16 protein-coding genes and 1 pseudogene are annotated in these 19359 nt (G+C 61.3%); 5 read left to right on the top strand and 12 right to left on the bottom strand.

What is annotated here, in order from left to right:
- Positions 1-131: 131 nt before the first annotated feature.
- Positions 132-2573: a TOTE conflict system archaeo-eukaryotic primase domain-containing protein gene (locus tag AAFN47_RS26900; protein ID WP_499812312.1), complete on the top strand. Its 2442-nt coding sequence runs from the start codon at positions 132-134 to the stop codon at positions 2571-2573.
- Positions 2574-2613: 40 nt separating this feature from the next.
- Here AAFN47_RS26900 and AAFN47_RS26895 read toward each other — a convergent pair whose 3' ends face one another.
- The 12 genes and pseudogenes from AAFN47_RS26895 to AAFN47_RS26840 all read right to left on the bottom strand — a co-directional run bounded on the left by AAFN47_RS26895 (position 2614) and on the right by AAFN47_RS26840 (position 15925).
- Complete coding sequence (locus AAFN47_RS26895; RefSeq protein ID WP_499812311.1) at positions 2614-3618, bottom strand: tyrosine-type recombinase/integrase; 1005 nt, start codon at positions 3616-3618, stop codon at positions 2614-2616.
- Positions 3615-4448 (bottom strand): tyrosine-type recombinase/integrase, encoded by an 834-nt coding sequence (locus AAFN47_RS26890; RefSeq protein ID WP_499812310.1) that lies wholly within the window; start codon positions 4446-4448, stop codon positions 3615-3617. Before AAFN47_RS26890 ends, AAFN47_RS26895 begins: the two co-directional genes overlap by 4 nt.
- A gap of 74 nt (positions 4449-4522) precedes the next feature.
- Positions 4523-6046, bottom strand: coding sequence for a tyrosine-type recombinase/integrase (locus tag AAFN47_RS26885; RefSeq protein ID WP_499812309.1), 1524 nt, complete (start codon positions 6044-6046; stop codon positions 4523-4525).
- A gap of 68 nt (positions 6047-6114) precedes the next feature.
- Complete coding sequence (locus AAFN47_RS26880; protein WP_499812308.1) at positions 6115-8670, bottom strand: strawberry notch-like NTP hydrolase domain-containing protein; 2556 nt, start codon at positions 8668-8670, stop codon at positions 6115-6117.
- A gap of 112 nt (positions 8671-8782) precedes the next feature.
- Positions 8783-9439 (bottom strand): DUF6927 domain-containing protein, encoded by a 657-nt coding sequence (locus AAFN47_RS26875; RefSeq protein ID WP_499812307.1) that lies wholly within the window; start codon positions 9437-9439, stop codon positions 8783-8785.
- Positions 9439-10032, bottom strand: a complete 594-nt coding sequence (locus tag AAFN47_RS26870; RefSeq protein ID WP_499812306.1) for a hypothetical protein — start codon at positions 10030-10032, stop codon at positions 9439-9441. The genes AAFN47_RS26875 and AAFN47_RS26870 overlap by 1 nt, the downstream gene beginning before the upstream one ends.
- Before the next feature lie 65 nt (positions 10033-10097).
- Complete coding sequence (locus AAFN47_RS26865; RefSeq protein WP_499812305.1) at positions 10098-12071, bottom strand: ParB/RepB/Spo0J family partition protein; 1974 nt, start codon at positions 12069-12071, stop codon at positions 10098-10100.
- Between the two features lie 149 nt (positions 12072-12220).
- Entirely contained in the window at positions 12221-12610 is a 390-nt protein-coding gene (locus AAFN47_RS26860) for a DUF3768 domain-containing protein (RefSeq protein ID WP_499812304.1), read from the bottom strand.
- A 425-nt stretch (positions 12611-13035) separates the two neighbouring features.
- Positions 13036-14067, bottom strand: a complete 1032-nt coding sequence (locus tag AAFN47_RS26855; RefSeq protein ID WP_095587668.1) for an IS110 family RNA-guided transposase — start codon at positions 14065-14067, stop codon at positions 13036-13038.
- 159 nt (positions 14068-14226) lie between these two features.
- Positions 14227-14660, bottom strand: a pseudogene (locus AAFN47_RS26850) (zincin-like metallopeptidase domain-containing protein).
- 155 nt (positions 14661-14815) lie between these two features.
- Positions 14816-15145 carry an ArdC-like ssDNA-binding domain-containing protein gene (locus AAFN47_RS26845; RefSeq protein WP_499812303.1) on the bottom strand — a complete coding sequence of 110 codons (330 nt, stop codon included), beginning with the start codon at positions 15143-15145 and terminating at the stop codon, positions 14816-14818.
- A gap of 429 nt (positions 15146-15574) precedes the next feature.
- Positions 15575-15925, bottom strand: a complete 351-nt coding sequence (locus AAFN47_RS26840; RefSeq protein WP_499812302.1) for an ArsR/SmtB family transcription factor — start codon at positions 15923-15925, stop codon at positions 15575-15577.
- 56 nt (positions 15926-15981) lie between these two features.
- Between AAFN47_RS26840 and AAFN47_RS26835 the strand changes: the two genes are divergently transcribed.
- Genes AAFN47_RS26835 through AAFN47_RS26820 form a run of 4 tightly spaced genes read left to right on the top strand, consistent with a single transcriptional unit; the run spans position 15982 to position 19264 of the window.
- Entirely contained in the window at positions 15982-16836 is an 855-nt protein-coding gene (locus tag AAFN47_RS26835; RefSeq protein WP_499812301.1) for a cation efflux transmembrane domain-containing protein, read from the top strand.
- Positions 16833-17342 (top strand): signal peptidase II, encoded by a 510-nt coding sequence (gene lspA / locus AAFN47_RS26830; protein WP_499812300.1) that lies wholly within the window; start codon positions 16833-16835, stop codon positions 17340-17342. Before AAFN47_RS26835 ends, lspA begins: the two co-directional genes overlap by 4 nt.
- A 37-nt stretch (positions 17343-17379) precedes the next feature.
- Positions 17380-17901 (top strand): TRAP transporter small permease subunit, encoded by a 522-nt coding sequence (locus AAFN47_RS26825; RefSeq protein ID WP_499812299.1) that lies wholly within the window; start codon positions 17380-17382, stop codon positions 17899-17901.
- Positions 17891-19264: a TRAP transporter large permease gene (locus AAFN47_RS26820; RefSeq protein WP_499812298.1), complete on the top strand. Its 1374-nt coding sequence runs from the start codon at positions 17891-17893 to the stop codon at positions 19262-19264. Before AAFN47_RS26825 ends, AAFN47_RS26820 begins: the two co-directional genes overlap by 11 nt.
- Positions 19265-19359: the final 95 nt, after the last annotated feature.

Genomic DNA, 19359 nt, shown 5'->3' with positions numbered 1-19359 from the left:
GACATCCCCCATGAACTCCCCCTCGACCTCTCCGCTCGGCGGTCCGGCCGACGAGCGGCCGGACCCGCTTACGCCTGTCGCTTTCGCGCTTTATGCTGGACGGGGCGGAAAGGTTTGGGTGGAAATCGCAGGTGGCGGACAGAAGCGACATTGAGGCGGAGTTGGCACGGGTTCGAGCCCGTCTGGCCGATCTGGATGTCGAACGAGCGCAGCTTCAGCGCGACGTTGCAGCGCTAGAGGCGCGTCTCGCTGCAGAGCACGTGCCGGCAGTGAGACAATCCTCATTCGAGAACGCCCCAGTTACGAATGCTTCTCCGTCGCACCAAAAGGTCGAGCTGTTCCGCCGCCTGTTCGCCGGTCGGCCTGACGTGTTTCCGGTGCGCTGGGCAAACAGGAAGACCGGTCGCTCAGGATATTCGCCTGCTTGTGCCAACGAATGGGTGAAGGGCATCTGTGGCAAACCCAAGGTCAAATGCGGCGAATGCCCCCATCAGAAGTTCAAGCCGCCGGATGAAGGCGTCATTGAAAGACACCTGCGCGGCGAAGATGGTCGGGGCGGCGACTTTGTCGCTGGCGTCTATCCGCTGCTGCCCGGCGATACATGCTGGTTCCTGGCGGCGGATTTTGACAAGGCATCCTGGGCGCAAGACGCCAATGCGCTGCTCGAAACCTGCCGGGTGAAGGGTGTGCCCGCAGCGCTGGAACGTTCGAGGTCGGGCAACGGAGGCCACGTCTGGATCTTCTTCTCCGAACCGGTCTCCGCTCGTCTGGCGCGCCAGCTTGGATCCGTCCTGATCACGGAAACGATGGAGCGACGGCCTGAAATCGGCTTCGCCTCCTATGATCGGCTGTTTCCGAACCAGGACACCATGCCGCTCGGCGGCTTTGGCAACCTGATCGCGCTGCCGCTCCAGAACACCGCCCGCAAGGTGGGCAACAGCGTCTTTGTCGATGCCGGCCTACGGACATATGACGATCAGTGGGCCTATTTGTCTTCCCTGCCAAGAATGACGATGGCGGCGGTGACAGAACTGGTGGAAGCGGCGGAGCTTTCCGGGCGGGTGCTGGGTGTACGCATGCCGGTAGAAGACGAGCAGGCGGACGAGCCGTGGAAAATGCCTCCGTCACGCCGCAGCACGCCGCGTCGACTAAAAATGTCCATCCCGCAGACCATTACGGTGACGGTCGCCGATCAGATTTACATCGACCGGTCCGACCTTCCATCGGCCATGATTGCCCAACTGGTGCGGTTGGCCGCATTCCAGAACCCCGAATTTTACCGGGCACAAGCGATGCGGCTGCCGACATTCGGGAAGCCACGCATTGTGTCCTGCGCCGAGTTGCATCCCCGGCACGTCGCGTTGCCGCGTGGTTGTCTTGATGAGATGACCGGGTTCTTCGCCGATCACGGGACGACCGTCGAAGTTGACGATTTGCGCGAGGACGGAGCCCCTTTGCCAGACACTGTGAGCTTCCGAGGCGAGCTTCGACAACTGCAATTGGGGGCGTTTGATGCATTGGCCGAACATGATACCGGCGTGTTGGCCGCCACCACCGCCTTCGGCAAGACGGTCGTGGCCTCGGCGCTGATCGCACATCGTGCCCGCAACACGCTGGTTCTGGTGCACCGCCGGGAATTGCTGAGTCAGTGGGTCGAACGGCTTGGTTCGTTCCTGCATATCGACCCCAAGCAGATCGGCACAATCGGCGCCGGAAAACGCAAACCCACGGGTGTGATCGACGTGGCGCTCATCCAGAGCCTCGTTCGCAAGGGTGAAGTTGACGACGTGGTTGCCGATTACGGCCATCTTGTCGTCGATGAATGCCATCACCTGTCCGCCGCGAGCTTCGAACTCGTCGCCCGCAGGTCGAAGGCCCGCTATGTCGCCGGATTGTCGGCGACAATCGCCCGAAAGGACGGGCATCACCCGATCATCTTCATGCAATGCGGTCCGGTGCGCCATCAGGTGAGCGCCAAATCGCAGGCGGCCGAAAGCGGCCTTCGCCATCGGGCGCGGGAACGTCACACAAGATTCCGGCTGCCGGAGGCGCTCGCCACGGCCGAGCGCCCGTCGATGCCCGCAATCTATGCGGCGCTGGCGGAGAATGAGGCCCGAAATGATCTGATCTTCGATGACGTGCTGAAATCGCTTGAGGCCAAGCGCTCGCCGATTGTTCTGACCGAACGAAAGGATCACCTCGACTATCTCCAGCAACGGTTCTCAAGGTTCGCCAGGAATATCGTCGTCCTCCGTGGTGGCATGTCGGCAAAAGACCGGAAGACAGCGCATGCGGCGTTGAACGTTGCCGATGATGAAGAACGGCTGATCCTCGCGACAGGGCGGTATATCGGCGAGGGCTTTGATGATGCGCGGCTCGATACCCTGTTCCTGACCATGCCGATCGCCTGGAAGGGCACGCTCGCACAGTATGTCGGCAGATTGCACCGGCGACATGACGACAAGAAAGACGTTCTGGTTGTCGACTATGTCGACAGTTCCGTTCCGGTTCTCGCCAGAATGGCAGCCAAAAGAAGAACCGGTTACCGGGCCCTCGGCTATGTCATGGAATAGCGCCCCGCAGAAAGCGGGACGCCATTAATTGCCCGAACGTTCAGGAACGTTGCGCAGCGACGGCCAGGATCTGCATCAGCTTGTCCGAGGGCTCCCGAAACTTGCCGGGTTTGATAAGAGGTGCGTGATGTGCCTCCAGCAGCGCAAGCTTCTCGGTCGGATCCGCGCGCAGATACATCTCGGTCGTCTGGATACTGGCGTGGCCAAGCCAGAGCGCGACTTTGCGGATATCACCGGTGGCCTGCAGGGTGTGCATGGCGCAGCTGTGCCGCAGTACATGCGGAGTGACATGTTTTGCGGCAATCGACGGCGTCGAGCGTTTGGCCGTCGCCACATGCAGCTTTAGCCGGTACGCAAATCCGTCCCGCGTCATTCGCCGCCCATCACGGTTCAGAAACAGTTCCGGTCCGACTTGACCGGGCCGGATTGCCAGCCACGCGCGAATGGCGCTTTGAGTCTCCTTCCAGAGTGGCAGCACACGCTCGCGCCGCCCCTTGCCCAATATACGCACGCTGGAAAACGACCCGTCGGGAAAATCGTCCAGCCGCACCGCCAGAAGTTCTGACGCTCTCAACCCTGCGGCATAGGCCAGATGCAGCATGGCGCGGTCCCGCAATCCGCCCGGCGTGTGGCAGTTCGGCGCGGCAAGCAAGGTGCGGACTTCTTCCTTGGTAAGATAATCGATCAGCTTGGCGTCTGTACGCTTGGTCGGCATGGCACGGATCATCATTGCCTGCTCAAGGCAGGCCGGGTGGCGATGTTCGACGAAACGGAAAAACGATTTGATCGCCGCCAGCCGTGCGTTGCGGGACCGGACGGAGTTGGCGCGTCCCTCTTCGATATATTCGAGAAACGCTCTGACCGTCTGCACATCAAGATCCTCGATGAACAGTTCCGAAGGGGTTCGCTTGAGCCGCCTGGTGACAAACCGCAGCAAGAGGGTGAACGCTCTGGCATAGGCCGCAATTGTATGTCGGCTTGCCCCGCATTCATCGGGAAGATGGGTTTGTAGAAAGGCGGAAAGGTCGGGGGCGAGCGGGGTCATGCCGCACCTCCGATCCAAGTCTCCTCGGCGGTTGCCGCGATCATCTTCAGCAGAACCGGCGTGGCCTCAAGGTACCAGTAGGTGTTGGCAATATCGACATGGCCGAGATAGGTGCTCAGAGCCTTCATATGCCGCAACACCGCCTGCGGATTGTTCCCGCAGGCCTCAAGGGACCGCACTGCGAAGGTGTGGCGCAGATCGTGCAGCCTGGGACCCGGGCCTGTCGGATTGCGATAGCCAAGCTTGCGCACGATCCGCACGAAAACCACATGGACCCTGGTCTTCGTCGGAGCATGCCCGTGGCCGAGAACGAACAGGTCGTCGCCCACACTGCGTAACCTGCCGCGGGCCTCGAGATATTGGTCCAGTGCATTGCGGGTCGAAGCATGAATGGGCACCAGTCGGCTCTTGCCGAATTTGCCCTTGCGAACCACGAGGCCGTCCTCTGTCAAATCGGCGCGCTGGAGCGACAATGCTTCGGAAATCCGCAGACCTGTCGAGGCAAGAAGCCCGAATAGGTAGTGGTAGGTCAGCGGGCTGATCGGCGACAGACCGGGCACCAGAAGCGCTTCCTGCATGATCCGACTGATCTGGTCTTGTGTCAGTATGTGCGGTGCCGGTCGTCGCCGTCGAGAACGGCCAAGCAAGCCCATTGCTGGAAACTCGTGCCGTGCGTCTTCCGCATGCAGGAACACCGCCAGCGCGCGGGCGCGATCAAATCGGGCCTGCGCGGCATCCGGCGTCGTGGCGCCGCCAGCCCATTCGAGGATCAGTGCTGCCGTCACATGCGTGATAGATCGTTCCGCGGCAAAATCCGCGAAGGCGCGCAAGGATACCTCCTGCGCGGTGAACTTCTTTCCAAGAGCTCGATTGAATTGGACGAAGCGATCAACGTGGTGATGTATCATGACGCGTACCCCGGCCATGGTTGCGCCACGTCTGCCAACATCTCGACATCGACCTTGGCATAGATCGCGGTGGTGTCACGCGAGGTGTGGCGCAGCGCGGCACCGATCTGGTCAAGATCCGCACCTCCCCGCAGCCAGGCGGATGCCAGCGAATGGCGAAAAACATGGGAACCTGTGGGCAAACCGGTAAAACCTCCACGGTTCAGGATACGGGAGATGATCCCCGCGATCTCGGCAGAGGATCGTAACGGGGTGAAAGGAGCTTGAGTTCGCAGGAAAACCCTTTCCGACGCAACCATGGGACGTGCATCCTCGATATAGGCCAGCAGCGCGTCACCGGCATCCTGGGGCAAAGGCATCATCACGCCACGTCTGCCCTTGCCGTGCAATCGTAGCCGGCTCGCGCGCCAGTCGATATCGGCCAGCCGCAACTGCCAGATGTCTCCCGCACGCAGGGCCAGCCGGGCGAGGAGGAGCAATATGGCGCGGTCGCGGATCTCGACAGGCGTATCGGTACGACAGGAAGCAATGATCTCTTCGATCTTCTCCGTGGGGATCGTGCGCGGGAGGGTCGATAGTTTGCGTCGAGCCGCCGGTGGCACCGCATGGAGCAGCGACGGGGCGCATGCACCCTGGAGGATTGTAAAGCGTAGATAGGCGCGAAGCACGGTGACCGTCATGCGCACGGATGATCGGGAGCGTTCTTCGTCTTGCTCCAGGACGATCGACCGGATGGATGCGGCATCATATTCCTTCGAGGTCTCCCCAAGGCGATCCAGCCAGCGGTCGGCTTCGTTCAAATAGCGCCGTACTGTCTCGGACGTCACTCCACGTTCGCGGCGTAACCACTCCTCGAAGCCGGTCAGACGTGGGTCTTTTGCGGAGAAGCCAGGTGCTTCGGGTGGGATCAGGCCTTCGTCAATCAGGTGTCGAACAAGCGCACGGGCACCTCGCTTGCGGTTCTTGTAGTGAGACGCCAGCACCCTGTCGCCATGCTTGGTCATCTCCCCGCATCGGCATTCGTGCCGCGCGAACTGGTCGATGGTTGCGTCACCGATTGCGGTCACCGGCACTCGCTGTTGCAGAACCCATTCGACAAAATGACTGGCATGGCGGAGCAATGATGTGCGCGACACCTTGCTGTAGCCAACGGCGTCGAGCTTCTTCGCGAAAGCCTCCAGATGCTGTCCAAGCCGGGCAGTGTCATTTGGGATCGCAACCACGCCGGTCTCTTCGAGATATCGAAGAAACCGCCGGGTATAAGTAGCATACATCGGGCTCCGCAATTGATTGGGGCTGTAGCCGCCGCATCGGCAGCGATGGCGAAGAAACCTGCCTACGGCCGAAGCGTCGAGGTCACGGACAGGGGCCTTCTGTGCCTGCGCCCACTTCAGAAAATGACGGGCGGCACTCAGCGCGCCCGGGGAAAGCCCGGGTATGTCGGCGTGGTACGCGGCGACCAGAGCGAGGCTGTCGGCGCCGTCGTGCGCACGGTCCGGAGAGTTCGAGGGGGAGTTCATGGGGGATGTCCTTCTGCGGTTGAGAGCAGAGGCATCATGATTATCAAAAGCGGAAATCCGAAAATGAATCACCAGAACAACAGCTTGAAACCCAGAACTCCGCATAATGGTGACGCGGCATATAACATCTTATCCAAAGCTTTGGATAACACATAGTCGCGCGGTGTCAGCGCACCTTCCACCAGCTCGTCTTCCGGGTCCATCGCTTCGAGCCGGCGTTTCAGGAGGCTCTCGCCCGTGGAGACCACCTGGATGACGCAAGCATAGCCCTCTGCGACATCCTGCTCGATGGCGCGGATGACGGTCGGGGCTTTCATGCCCATCAGAAGATGGTTGAAGAAGCGCTGCTTGGTGCTTTCGAAGCGCGACTTTGCCGAGGCCTTCGCGGCGGAGGCGTTCGTCTGACCGGAAGCATCGTTGACGCCGGTCGCGGTCAGGGCCGCCTCGAGATTTTGGTGGATGGTCCGGAAGGCCCCGGCATAGGCGTCATAGATTTCAATCTGGGCGGGTGTCAGCGCATGTTCGAGCACGTCGTATTCCACGCCATCGAAGCTGAGCGCCCGCGCGGTGTAGAAGCCGAGGGTCTTCAGATCGCGCGCTACGACTTCCATTGCCGCCACCCCTCCAGCCTCCATGGCCGAGACGAAACTCTCCCGGCTCGGGAACGGATATTCCGGGCCGGGACCCCAGAGACCGAGCCGGGAGGCATAGGCCAGATTCTGCACGCTGGTGGCACCCGTCGCCGAGACATAGAAGACCCGGGCACGGGGCGCAGCGAGTTGCAGGCGCAGCCCGGCGAGGCCCTGCTGGGAAGGCTTGACCCCCCTGCCCGCCTCTGACCCGGCGGCGTTCTGCATGGCGTGGGCCTCGTCGAAGGCCAGAACGCCGTCGAATTCCTCGCCCATCCAGTCGAGGATCTGCGCGAGCCGGGTGCGTCCGCATTTTCCCGCGGACCGCAGCGTCGCATAGGTGACGAAGAGGATGCCGTCTCCCATGGGGATTTCCTGATCGGGTTTCCATTTCGAGAGCGGCTGGATGTCGGCGGGCGAGCCGCCGAGATCGGTCCAGTCGCGGATGGCGTCCTCGATGAGCGTGGCGGATTTGGAGATCCAGATCGCCTTGCGCCGCCCGGCGAGCCAGTTCACCAGGATGAGCCCGGCGCATTCCCGGCCCTTGCCGCAGCCGGTACCGTCGCCGAGGAAATAGCCGAGCCGATAGGCCTTCGCTTTCGGATCGTCGTCGGCGCGGGTCATCCGGGTCTGGTCCTCGTCAATGGTAAACTGCCCCGGCAGGTCGCGCGCGTGGGCATCGTTCGCCATGAGGATGGTCTCGAGCTGCGCTTCTGAGAGATGACCCTCCTCGATCAAATGCCCGGGCAGTCGCAGTTCCGAGGCGGCTTCATTCGATGGGACCGGGGGTGCAACCGACGCCATGGCGATGCTCTCGACCAGCGGGGTCGGATGTTCCCGGGCACCCGCGATCTCGATCCTCTGAGGGCGGTATCGGGCATAGATGTCGGAGACAGGCGTGTTCTCGCGCGAGGTATCGAAACTGGTGAAGACAAGCGGGATCGCGGCGTGGGCTGTCGGTTTGGCAGAAGAGGTTGCAGCAACCAGGCGCTTGCGCACGGCGAGAGAGCCGCCCTGCCGCGAGGTGGCCAGTGCCCTGGCCTGGACAGGAGGGGCGGCCGGTCGGGTCGCGGCGACGTCGTCGACGATTTGCAGGGCCGCATCCAGATCGTCGACAGCCGCACGGACGAACTCGACCTCGTCCTGAATCTTGTCGAACACCATGAGCTGGGTTTCCACCGTGGTGCCAAGCTTGCGGTAAACATGACCCGGTATCGTCAGCGCTAGGCGCGGCTTTGCAATAGCGGAGGCCCGTGCCCAATGGGCCACGTCCCGCTCCGAGGAGAAGCCCATCGGCATGATCGCCACGAGACGCCCGCCGGGCGCAAGGCGCTTCGCTGCCGAGACGAGATGCTTGGCCGCGATATGCCTGTCCCGCGACCGATCGACCGAGGAGGCGAAGGGCGGGTTCATGATGATGATGCCGGGAAGCTCGGGCGCCGTCAGCAGATCGTCGATATGCTCGGCGTCGAAGCCGGTCACCTGCGTATCAAAGATCGCCTCGAGAAGCGCACGGCGAAAGGGGTCGATCTCGTTGAGCATTGGCTTGCCGCCCGCGCGGACGGCAAAACCGGCCAGCGCACCGGTGCCTGCCGAGGGTTCGAGGAAGGTTTCGCCCGGACGAATGGCGGAAGCGCGTGTGACCAATCCCGCATAAGGCAGCGGCGTCGAAAACTGCTGCAGCCGGATCTGTTGCTCGGAGCGCCGTGTCTCGGTCAGGAGCCGCGACGCGAGATACCTGACTGCCGCGAGCACCTCAGAACCGCTGTCCCGCACAACTTGCATGACCGCGGCGGCCTGCATCATGTCGTAGGCCATGCGCCAGTCCCACGCACCGCTGGCATCGCTGCCACCGAAAGTCGCACGCATGATGCGGGCCAGTGATGAGCTCTTGAGCGGTTGCTTATCAATCTCGCTGCCGATCAGAGCCATGGCCTGCAGAAGCTGTGGTTTCGATGGGAAATCGGGTGCGAGTGCCGGGCTTTGGTTGTCCATGTCGTCTGTCCTTTGACTCAGGGTGTGGGTCCGACAGGACAAAAAGCCGCCTCTACGCTTTCGAATGCACGGAGGCGGCTCAAAGCTGGACAGATGGCGATGCTGGCAGCGGTCAGGACCCCTTCCCGGCGAAAAACTCGGCCAGAACCGGACTCGCCGCACTCTTCGCCGAGCCGAGGAGCTCGGACCCGACGAGCGAGGCTTTCGACAGACGCACGAGGCCGCCTGTCTCCTCGATGCGGTAGCAGCGGCGTTTTTGCCCTCCGCGCCGGTAATGAGTGGCGGTCACGATCTGGCAGGTGCTGCCATCGCTCAGCGTCACCGGCGCGGCCAGTTTGATCCTGTCACCCTCGTCGTAGTCTGGGATTGCCGCCCAATCGCGGCAGCGCTGGCGCCAGGCATGGGCATAGCTGTCGGGATCCTTCAGCTCGGACAACAGGGCAACAAGACTGAGCGGCGCACGCGACTCCACCGGCCCGGCGCTCTCCTCCATGTCCTTGTAGCCCCAGCAACCCTCGTCGTAGCGCGTGAGGAAGACCGCGGCGAAGGTGATCGACCCGTCCTCGTTGGTGGCGTAAGTCGCGTCCTCGACAGGAGTGCCGTCAAGATTGGTCACCTTTGCCGCCGCATACCAGGTGGACCCGACCTTGCAGGCCTTGAGCAGCACCGTCTTGCGGGTGTCCGTCTCGAAGGTACAGAGCCGGGTGATTTCAGCCTTTTCGTCGGCGTAGGTTTTGACGCGGCGATCAGTATAGAAGAGCCAGCCCACTATGCCACCCTCCGGTCATCGACCTCGATGAGCGCGTCGAGCGGCACCCGGTAGGGCAGCATCTCGTCGAAATCCTCGCAGTTGCCGCGGTTCTGGACGAGTGCCTGGGTGTCGCTGGCATCCTTGAGGATTACCCGGAAGGTGCCGCCGAGACCGGAGGGGACATCGTAGATCCCGCCGATCAGGTAGTCAGCGGCGCGGCGCGCAAAGACGCGGATCGTGTGGCCATCGGTTGCCAATCGGATGGTGTCGTGGCCCCGATCGATGAGCATCTGCACGTCATCGAGAATGTCGGTGTAGAACTGGCCGGTCAGATCGCGAAACGCCGCATGCCGGGCCGCCATCCAGTCCGGATCGCGGAACGGGTTGATGCCCTCGGCGAAGGCATGGGCCGGATCGGCGCGTTCAGTCGTGACGATCCGGGTCGTCGTGCCATCGATGCCGTTCGAGCGCAGATGGATGCCGTTGCCGACGATCAGGATCAGGGCGGGATTGCCAACCGGTCCGTTCCAGTTGGGCAGGAAGGTAGAGCAGCCGCGCGCATGCGCGATCTGGGCCGCGACGCGCGCCGCGGAAAAGCTGAGAAGTGCCATGGGATTTACCTGTAAATGGGAGGGAGGGGTGCGACCCGCACCAGATGTGCGGGTCGCCTAGAGGGTCAGGCCGCATCAGCGACCTCGGTTTTGTCTTCAGGCGTTTCCGCCGCGGAAGCCTCGACCGGTTCGACACCCGCCGTCTGCATCATCGGCGGACACCACGTCGCAACCGCCGCCCGCTGCGCATCCGTCAGCGTGGCAAAGGGCTCTGTGAAGAGCTTGTCGCAGAAGGCGACGACCTCCCGCTTGGTCGAAGAGGCCAGTGTCACCGCCTCCTGCACCAGCCCCAGCTCCTCGCCGAGGATCTTCAGGAGCCAGGCCTTCTTGAAGCGGTTGAAGAGCGCGGCGTTCGGCGTCCAATGCGCCCGGATGTCCGGCATGATCTCGACCTCGAAATCGTGCATCAGGCTGTCGCGCTTCCGGTCCCGCGCAAAGCAGGGTCGTGTCGTACTTGACGTGACAAAGGCCACGAGCTTTGCCTTCTCGCCCGCATCGAGTGCCCGGAAGAGGGCGAACTGATCGGCTGGGGATTTCGGGTCATCTGCCCAAGAGAGGTCGAGCGCGTCACGGGCCTCTGCCACCTGCTCGAGCGAGGTGGTGTCGATTTCTTCGATCTTCGCGTGGCTGCGATACTCCTGGCGGGCGTCGACCTTGATCGCTTCGGTCACGCTCATGCTGTGGCCCAGCCCATCGGTGACGAGCTTAAAAAGCGTGAGATCCAGCGTGGCCTCCGGATGCATCGCCATGGCCGCGCCGAGCGCCATCGCGCGTTCGGTCTTCAGATCCTCGGTCAGCGAGGCAGGATAGGTGATCTCATCACTGTCCGCCGTGCCCTGGTCCTTTGAAGTACCCGAGGCTTTGCCCGCGCTTTCGACCCTGTCCTCGGGACGCACCAGGCCAACATGCAGATTGATCTTGCCATGCGACCAGGCGGCGATCACGCCGGAGCGCGCAAGATCCTCGGCGCTATAGGCCTCCTGCAGATCCCGGGCCTCGGCCTCCAGCTGATCGACGCGATCATAGAGATCATTGTAGGCCTCGTCCTCAAGCTCCTCGTTCTCCATCTCATGTTCGAGCTTTTCGAGTTCGGCGGTGATCTCGTCCACGCGCTTCTGGCCTTTATCGTTGGGCTCGACCGGACCCGGATAGACCCGGTCATAGTCTGCCATGGCGGCGTAATCGTACTGGATCACCGCGTCGGCCCAGGCAAAGCCGATCTCTGCCCGCGTCTCTTCGGCGGCGGCGGCAAGTTTTTCGAGGAGGATCGTCTCGACCAGCGCGGAGTCTTCGAGCACGGAATGCTCGTCCAGGAGATCGGCCGCGATAGCACCGCCGCGCGCCTCGTAGTCTTTCCGCACGAAGGCCCCGATATCGTCGCTGACCTGGACGCCGCGCGACTTCAACGCGTTCCGAACGGTGTAGGCCTGGACATGGTTGTCCTCTTTGGTCAGCGCCTCGAAGACCTCGCGTTGCACCTCCTGGCTCGGATGATCGGCGAAGGCCTTCATCGTGTCGAGTGTGATCGACTTGGCGCGCGCCGCCGCGCGGATGTCGGGATGGATCAGCCCGTAGCGCAAACGGCCTTTGACGGCGGCGACCGTGGTGCCGAAGGTCTTGGCGATGGTCTCGGGGGTCTGACCGTCGACCTCCATCATCCGGGCGAAGGCCTCGAACTCGTCGATGGCGTTCATCGGCGCCTGGGTGATGTTCTCGGCGAGCGACAGCGCGGTGGTCACATCGCAATCGTCCGGCACCACACGGCAGTCGATCTTCGTGCGCTTGGTGAAGCCCTTCGCACTCTTGTCCGCGACGAGCTCGATGAGCACCGCATGGCGCCGGCCACCGGCGAGCACCCCGAACTTGCCATCGATCTTCTGGACGAGCAGCGGTTGCAGGAGGCCCAGCACCGCGATGCTGGCCTTCAGATTTGCGATGTTCTCCGAGGCATAGGTCTCGGGGGAGTTGGTCCGCACATTCGCGGGATGGGCGACGAGGTCGCCGATGGCGACGGTGGTGGGTTTGAACGTGTGAGTCATGACATGTCCTTCTCGACGTGTTTGAGCGGGCCGCGCGGGTCTTCGCGCAACCGATCCCCGGATCCGGGAACCAACAGGACAAAAGGCCCACTTTCCCTTTCGGAGGGTCAGTGGGCCTGTCGATGTTGAAGACGGAGGTGCGCCCTGCCCTACCAGTCGTGCGCCATCATGATGGTAAGCACGCGCATGGTGGTTGCAGGATTGTCGGGTGCCTCCGCACCGTATCGGAAGTCGGAGCTGGCCTCGTAGAGATCCACCTTCCAGAACACGGTCTCGCCCCGGATCGTCACCGCCCCGAAATCGTGCCAGCCCTCGGGATCGTTGTCGGGCTCGAACGTGTCGAAGGCACCAGCGGCCTGAACGGCTTCCGTCACGAAACCATCGCCGGCCTCGATCAGGGAACGGGTTACGACGAGGCGGCCCCGGATCGGCTGATCCGGGGTGATGCCAAGGCAGGCAAACCTGCGGAAGGCGTCGTTCTGGGCGGCGATGATGGTAACGTTCGGTCGGGGATAGTCTGCGGGTTCGGGGGTGCTCATGGATCTGTCCTTTCAGGTCGGGTTGAAACCACCCGGGCGCAAAGCCAGCTTCCGTAATGGGGCGGGCCTCTGTCAAGGGTTTCGGGCAAGTCAAAAATCCCGGCGAAGATCTCATTCTTCTCCGAGTTTTAAGGCACAAATTCAGAAGCTTACTTTTTCTTTTTCACTGCACCGGCACGTCAGGACTGAAGGACACCCCCCTGTCCGGGCTTCGCTCTTCCGTCCGTAGTCAGCCGCATGGCTGCCACTCTATGCCTGGTCCAAATCTGGTCCTGGGTGCCCATCTTTTACGCGTATTCAGCGTTAGCCGATAACTAGCGGGCTTTCGGCATCTCCAGGAACCTCGTCCCGGCAAGGGACCTCGTCGTACCTGTCGTCAGGTGCAGTGCGTTCCTCCGTCAGATCAAGTTCTGGAATTATTTTACTCAGACCGTTGCCGGGGAGCTCTGCACATGGCGGAATGGTGTGCCGTCTCGCCACATGCGGTGCAATACAACGCCAATACGCCGCGCAAGTGCAATCAAGGCCCGTTTCGATCCACGCCGATGGGCCACTCTGAGCGCCCAGGCCTGGAGCCAGTTTGGTGACCCACGGTGCATCAAGATCATCGCCGCTTGATACAAGGCCGTTCGAAGGGCCCGGTCACCGGCTCGAGTAATTTGCCCGACAATGTCCATCTCTCCGGATTGCGTACGTCTCGGCGTCAGCCCCACCCACGGACCAACATCCTTCGATCGCGCGAACCGGGTCGGATCGTCGATCGCGGATTTGACCGTCAGGGCGACGATCCGACCGACGCCTGGCATCGTCATCATCAGACGGCAAACGTCGTCTTGTTTTGCCAGATCCGCGATTGTCGCATCCAATTCAGCCAACTCGGCGCGCAACTGCGCACGCGCGCGCAAAAGGGCCTCTGTCGACGCCGACAGGATTTCATTCTGCTCAACCAGTTCCCTCACCCGGGCCTCGTACCTGATCCGGGTGACGTGTCCCAGCTTCAGACCGAAGTTCCGCAAAACACCCCGCATGGAAAGCTCAAGGTTGATGATGGCCTGCTGAACTGACTTGCGCGCTGTCAGCAACGCGCGGATTTCCTGGGAGGACACCGATTTGCGGTGCACGGGCCTGTACCATCCCATTTGAAGCAAGCGCGCAATGCCCTGAGCATCGCGCCGATCGGTTTTGATCGGCATGGCTTTCAAAGCGGCTTTCACCAACCGCGTTTCCATCAAGACCACGTCAAGTCCGGCCTCTTCGATGCCCTTACTCAGCCATTGGGACAGTGGTCCGGCTTCAAGACCGATCGCATCGACCGCGTACGGCAATGACGTCATCGCACGCACCAGCGCCTCAGGCTCGCTGGCGGCCTCCAACTCCTCAACAACCTTCCCTTGCGGCCCCAGCACACAAATCGCCGTGCTTGTCAGAGATACATCTAGTCCGATAAATACATTCATGTCGTTGCCCTTCTATTCTTAGGAATTGAGGCGCATGGAAACATACGACCTCGTAGACGCGCTGCAGGCGCATCAAGGGCAACGGCACTTCAGATCATGCTGACAAACAAGCGAAACGTGCTCGATTCGCCGACAGCCCCATTACGGCATCTTTTCCTTTCACCACGCCCCGGTAGCCCGAAAAGCCCCGGCCTCAGGCCGCCTGCTCCCCTGCCCGGCCTCAGACGCGGCGACGAGGTAGTCGCAGGCCCGCTGCGCGTCCGCCGCATGTTTGAAGATTGCCCGCTTGTCCGAGCGAAGCACGCGGACCCAATTGTCGAGATAGGCCGCGTTCAGCTCCAGCGTATGCGCGGAAAACCCTAGCTTCTGCCCGAGGAAAACAGTGCAGAGTTCGCGACCAGCTCCTCGAAGGCATAGGCCTTCCGGTCACTGAACCGGCCGAGACGGTCCAGCCGCTTCGTTGACCCTGTCCAGTGGGTCAGCTCATGCGCCAAAGTGCCGTAATACCCTGCGGCCCTGTGAAACGTCCCAATCGGCGGCATGTGGATGCGGTCAGTCTTGATGTTGTAATAGGCGCGCGGCTCCTCAGTCACGTCGATCTGCGCGCCGGTCGCGGCAAAGAATGCCTCCAGCTCGGGGTCGGCCACCGTGCCAAGATCGCGCGGCGGGTCGGGCAGGATGTAGAATTCAGCGGGCAGCCCTCGATCTGATTAGCGTTGAACACGCGGTAGGCTTTGGCATAGGGGAATTAGTGTTCCTCCCCGTTCTCGTCCTCACGCTCAAAGGTGCCAAACTTCACGACCGTTGCGGATTTCTCGCCTTTGCGGACATGCCCCCCGAGCTGCCGCGCCTGATTGAACGTCATCCACCGGGCCGAGCTGTAATCCCTTGCCATCGCCGTGGCCCAGAGCACAAGGATATTGATCCCCCAATAGGCTTCGTCGTTGAACCGTTCCGGCAAGCTGACTCCTGCCCCTCCGCCGGTCCACGGCTTGCGCCAGGGCGGCGTCCCCGCCTCGATCTGCGCGACGATCTGATTGATGACATGGATGTAAACGTCAAACTTCGCTGCGGTCATTTGTGACCCTCCTTCGAGTGACGCGGGCCGGGTCTCTTCCCCTTTCCGCCGACGGGCGGGCCTTCCTGTTCTGACCTTTGGAATGCCCATGCATTCCAAAAGGCAGAGCAGGTAAGGGCAAAGCCCGTCCTGCGGCCTGGCGGGGCCGTGGCAACCGGGTGGAGGGCGTGAATTTAGGAGGGAACCGCGCGCCTGCGCGTGGGAGGAACCGGAATTCTCGACCGAAACCGACGCCACAGGCGGCGCTTGTCGGTTTTCTCGGACCTGCCGGGATGGCAGGCGGATCAACAGGATTTGAAAACGGTCAGGGTTGGGGCGAGCAGGCGTTAGCCCGTCGATCACCTGACCTGGCTATCACTCAAAGCGAGACCGGCACACAACTAGGGTCACTCAACGCCATCGAGCCATATCCACTTCGATAATATACGTTCATGTGCCGCAATAATTGTCACATGCCTCAACACCCTCCGCGACCACATCGAGAAGTGCGTCCACATCATTCAAGAGGGCTGCAATGCGCGGGCTGCTGATGCGGTAGCGGATGAAGCGTCCATCGCGGTCGCTGGCGACAAGCCCACAATCCAAAAGACATCGAAGATGGTTGGAAACGTTTGGTTGCGATAGTTCCGTGCGCGACACGATCTCGTGCACGGCCAACGGCGTCTCGCACAAAATGCCCAGAATCGCGAGACGGCTTGGGTCCGCAAAGCCACGAAACAGCTTCGCCCTTCGTTCGATAGCGGCAGTCCCGGTGTTGCGGGCGGCAATGATCTGGTCCATATCATTCCTCGCTGATATGTTGTTTCTTGATTCACTCTAGCAGGAGTATTGCACCCATGGCCAACGCCGACAGCGCCGGATCGACGGCAGATGTCCCCTCCTTCCTTTACCGCGTCTCCGGCATGGATTGCGCCAAGGATGCCGCGCAGATTGAGCGGGCGGCGCAGTCTGCAGGGGTCGCGCCCGACGAGGTCAAAGTGTCGGCAGCGACCCATATCATGACCCTGAAGGCCCCTGAAGCGCGCTTGCCGGACATCGAGAAAGCCGTTGAGACAACGGGGTATGGGTTTGACCGCATCGAGAGCGACGAGGACATTCAGCAAGGTGCGGCCCATCAGGACCCGGCTTATCGACGCGCGCTATGGATCGTCGTTATCCTCAATGTCGGCTACGGTGTCATCGAGATGATCGGCGGGTTTATCGCCGGATCGCAGGCCGTGAAAGCCGACGCCCTCGATTTCATCGGCGATGGCGCAATTACCTTCCTCGGGCTTCTGGCCATCGGCTGGAGTCTCGCGTGGCGGGCGCGGTCGGCCCTGATCCAGGGTATCTTCCTTGGCCTCCTGGGCCTCGGAGTGCTCGGCACGACCATTATGCGGGCTCTTGAACCGATAACGCCGGATGCGGCTCTCATGGGCATTCTGGGCCTGATCGCTCTCGTCATCAATGTTGTGTCCGTGCTGCCCCTGCTGCGGTTTCGCAAGGGTGACGCGAACATGCGCGCTGTCTGGCTGTTCTCGCGCAACGACGCCATCGGCAATGCTGCGGTCGTCATCGCGGCCGGGCTGGTGGTCTGGCTGGGCAGTGCCTGGCCAGATCTCATTGTCGCCTTCGGGATTGCGGGACTGTTCCTGCATTCGTCGTGGTCGATCATCCGTGATGCGCGTTCCGATCTGAAGGCGGCGGCATGAACCGCCGCGTTCTGGGTGGGTTCTGCGCCCTTGCGGCGCTCTTTCTCGATCAGAGCACAAAGGCGCTCGCCCTGAACACACCGGAGCTGGAGCGCGGAGTCGAGATACTGCCTTTTCTGAATCTTGTTCGTGTCCTGAACGATGGAGTCAGCTTCGGGTTGCTTGGCGGGATCGTGCCCTGGTGGGGTCTCGTCGCGCTTGCGACCGGGATCATGGCATGGCTGCTGATCTGGTTATGGCGCGCGCCAGATAGACTGACCGCTGCTGCGCTCGGTCTGGTCATCGGCGGCGCACTTGGCAATGTCATTGATCGGCTGCGGTATCAGGCGGTCCCCGACTTTCTGGATTTCCATTTCGGGACATACCACTGGCCATCCTTCAATCTCGCTGATGTGGCGATTTTCTGTGGGGCGGCCCTGCTTTTCTGGGACGGCTTTCGTGCCGCGAGAAACAAACCGGAACAGCCCGGACAAGACCGCCGCAAAGAACATATCGCAGGGAGATAGCAGCGCACAGGCAAGGGGCTTTGGGAGGAGACTCGACTTGAGATTTTTGGATTGGATTGACCGTGGCATTCGCGGCATCGGCATTGTGACTGCATGGATGACAGTTGTATTGATCGCCGCCTATGGCGCGCTTCAGATGCTGGATCGCAAGCTACAACTTGGCGTGTCGAGCTATTTGCCGGACCTGTCCACATCGCTGCTGTTCATTCTGATTTTCTTGACCCTTGGGTATACCTATCTGCGCGACGGTCATGTGCGCGTTGATGTTTTTCGCAGACACTGGTCCGCCCGCCGTATTGCGTGCATCGAACTGATAGGTGGCCTTTTTGTCCTTCTGCCGCTCGCCGCGATCCTGACCTGGTACGGGTGGGACGGTCTGATGCGCACCACGAAGTTCGCGGAAACCCAGTTGTGGGCACAACGCATAGCCGGGGTTATCGGCCCCATCTTGCTGGCCCTTGCTGGGGTGATCGTGGCCCTGCGCAACATCGCCTTTCTGGCAGGGAAACGTGCGCAAGGCGCACCGGAACAATCGGGCGGGCTGCACAATGGTGAATGAGGTCCTCACGGTCGCCATGCTTGCCGTGATGGCCATCGGGGTCTTCAGTGGTTTTCCGGTTGCTCTTGTCCTGGCGGGGACAGGCTTCCTGGGGTTTGTGGCTGCTGTTTGGGTGGGGATCACAGATTTTCAGCATCTGGGGCTGATCTACCTGCGGGCCCGTGGTGTACTGACCAATGAATCAGTCCAATTCACCAGCGTTCCCATGCTGATTTTTCTCGGGTTGATTCTGAATGCCAGCGGGGTTGCCGAAACCATGTTTCGCTTGCTGGGGCGTCTTCTGACGGGTGTCCCGGGGCGCTACGCCATCGCGACCCTGCTGATCAGCCTGGTGCTCGCGCCAGCAGCCGGGGTTATCGGGGCATCGGTCATCACGGTGGCGCTGGTGGCCTATACCCCGATGATGGCTTCCGGCTACGCCCCGCGAACTGCGGGTGCCGCCGTCGCAGCTTCTGGCGCGCTCGGTGTCGTCTTTCCGCCAGCCGTGATGCTGTTCTTTATCTCGAACGTGTTCTATCTGCGCATTGGATTGATGTACGTGGCTCTCATCGTTCCCGTTCTTCTGATGGTAACCGCCTTCGCAATCTATTTTGCCATCTCCTTGCGGAAAACCGTCGAAATCTCTTTGGACGCGCCAAAGACCAATCTCGGGTCAGACCTTTTGTTCGTGATTGCTTCGGTCGCTGTAATCGCGTCAATTCCGCTTAGCATTATTCTGGGCTTTGCGACGCTCACAGAGGCGGCCGGAGTAGGGGTGATTGGCGCGCTCCTGGTCGCGCTGGCGCGAAAACGTCTATCTTTCTCATCGTTGAATTCTGTCACAGTGCAGACAGGTACGATGACTTCGATGGTATTCTTCATCGTACTCGGCGCATCGGTTTTCTCGCTGAGTTTCCACCTTGTTGGTGGACCGGATGTCATCTTCGACTGGATATCAGCAATTGACCTCACCCGGTGGGAACTGTTGGCGTTGCTCCTTGGTGTGATCATTATACTTGGTTTTGTCTTTGACTGGATCGAGGTGCTCTTGGTCTTTGTACCCGTGCTGATGCCGATCTTTTCAGAGCTCGACTTCGCAGATCACGTCGGCTCTGCCTATTTTGCGCAAATCTGGATTGCTGGCCTGATTGCACTGGCGTTGCAAACATCCTTTCTCACGCCGCCCTTCGGCTATGCACTGTTCTTTGCCAAGATGGCGGCACCGAAAGGTATCAACCTTTCCGATATCTATCGCGGTGCGGTTCCGCTCGTTGCCATTGAGATTGTATTGATCGCGGCGTTGATCTCTTTCCCCCAGCTTGTCACTTGGCTGCCAGAAGTAGCACTCGGTTCGGCAGATGCGCCGCAGCTGATCCAGCGGTGATAAGTGATGCATGTCCCGCGCAAATGCACTGATTGGTTTGTTGGCTGTGATGCCTTGGATAAAACGGAGAACCCGAAACGAGACCGCCGCAAAAC

This window comes from Hoeflea sp. CAU 1731 (genome assembly GCF_039888615.1).
GTDB lineage: Bacteria > Pseudomonadota > Alphaproteobacteria > Rhizobiales > Rhizobiaceae > Flavimaribacter.
This window is presented reverse-complemented; position numbering and strand designations above follow the sequence as displayed.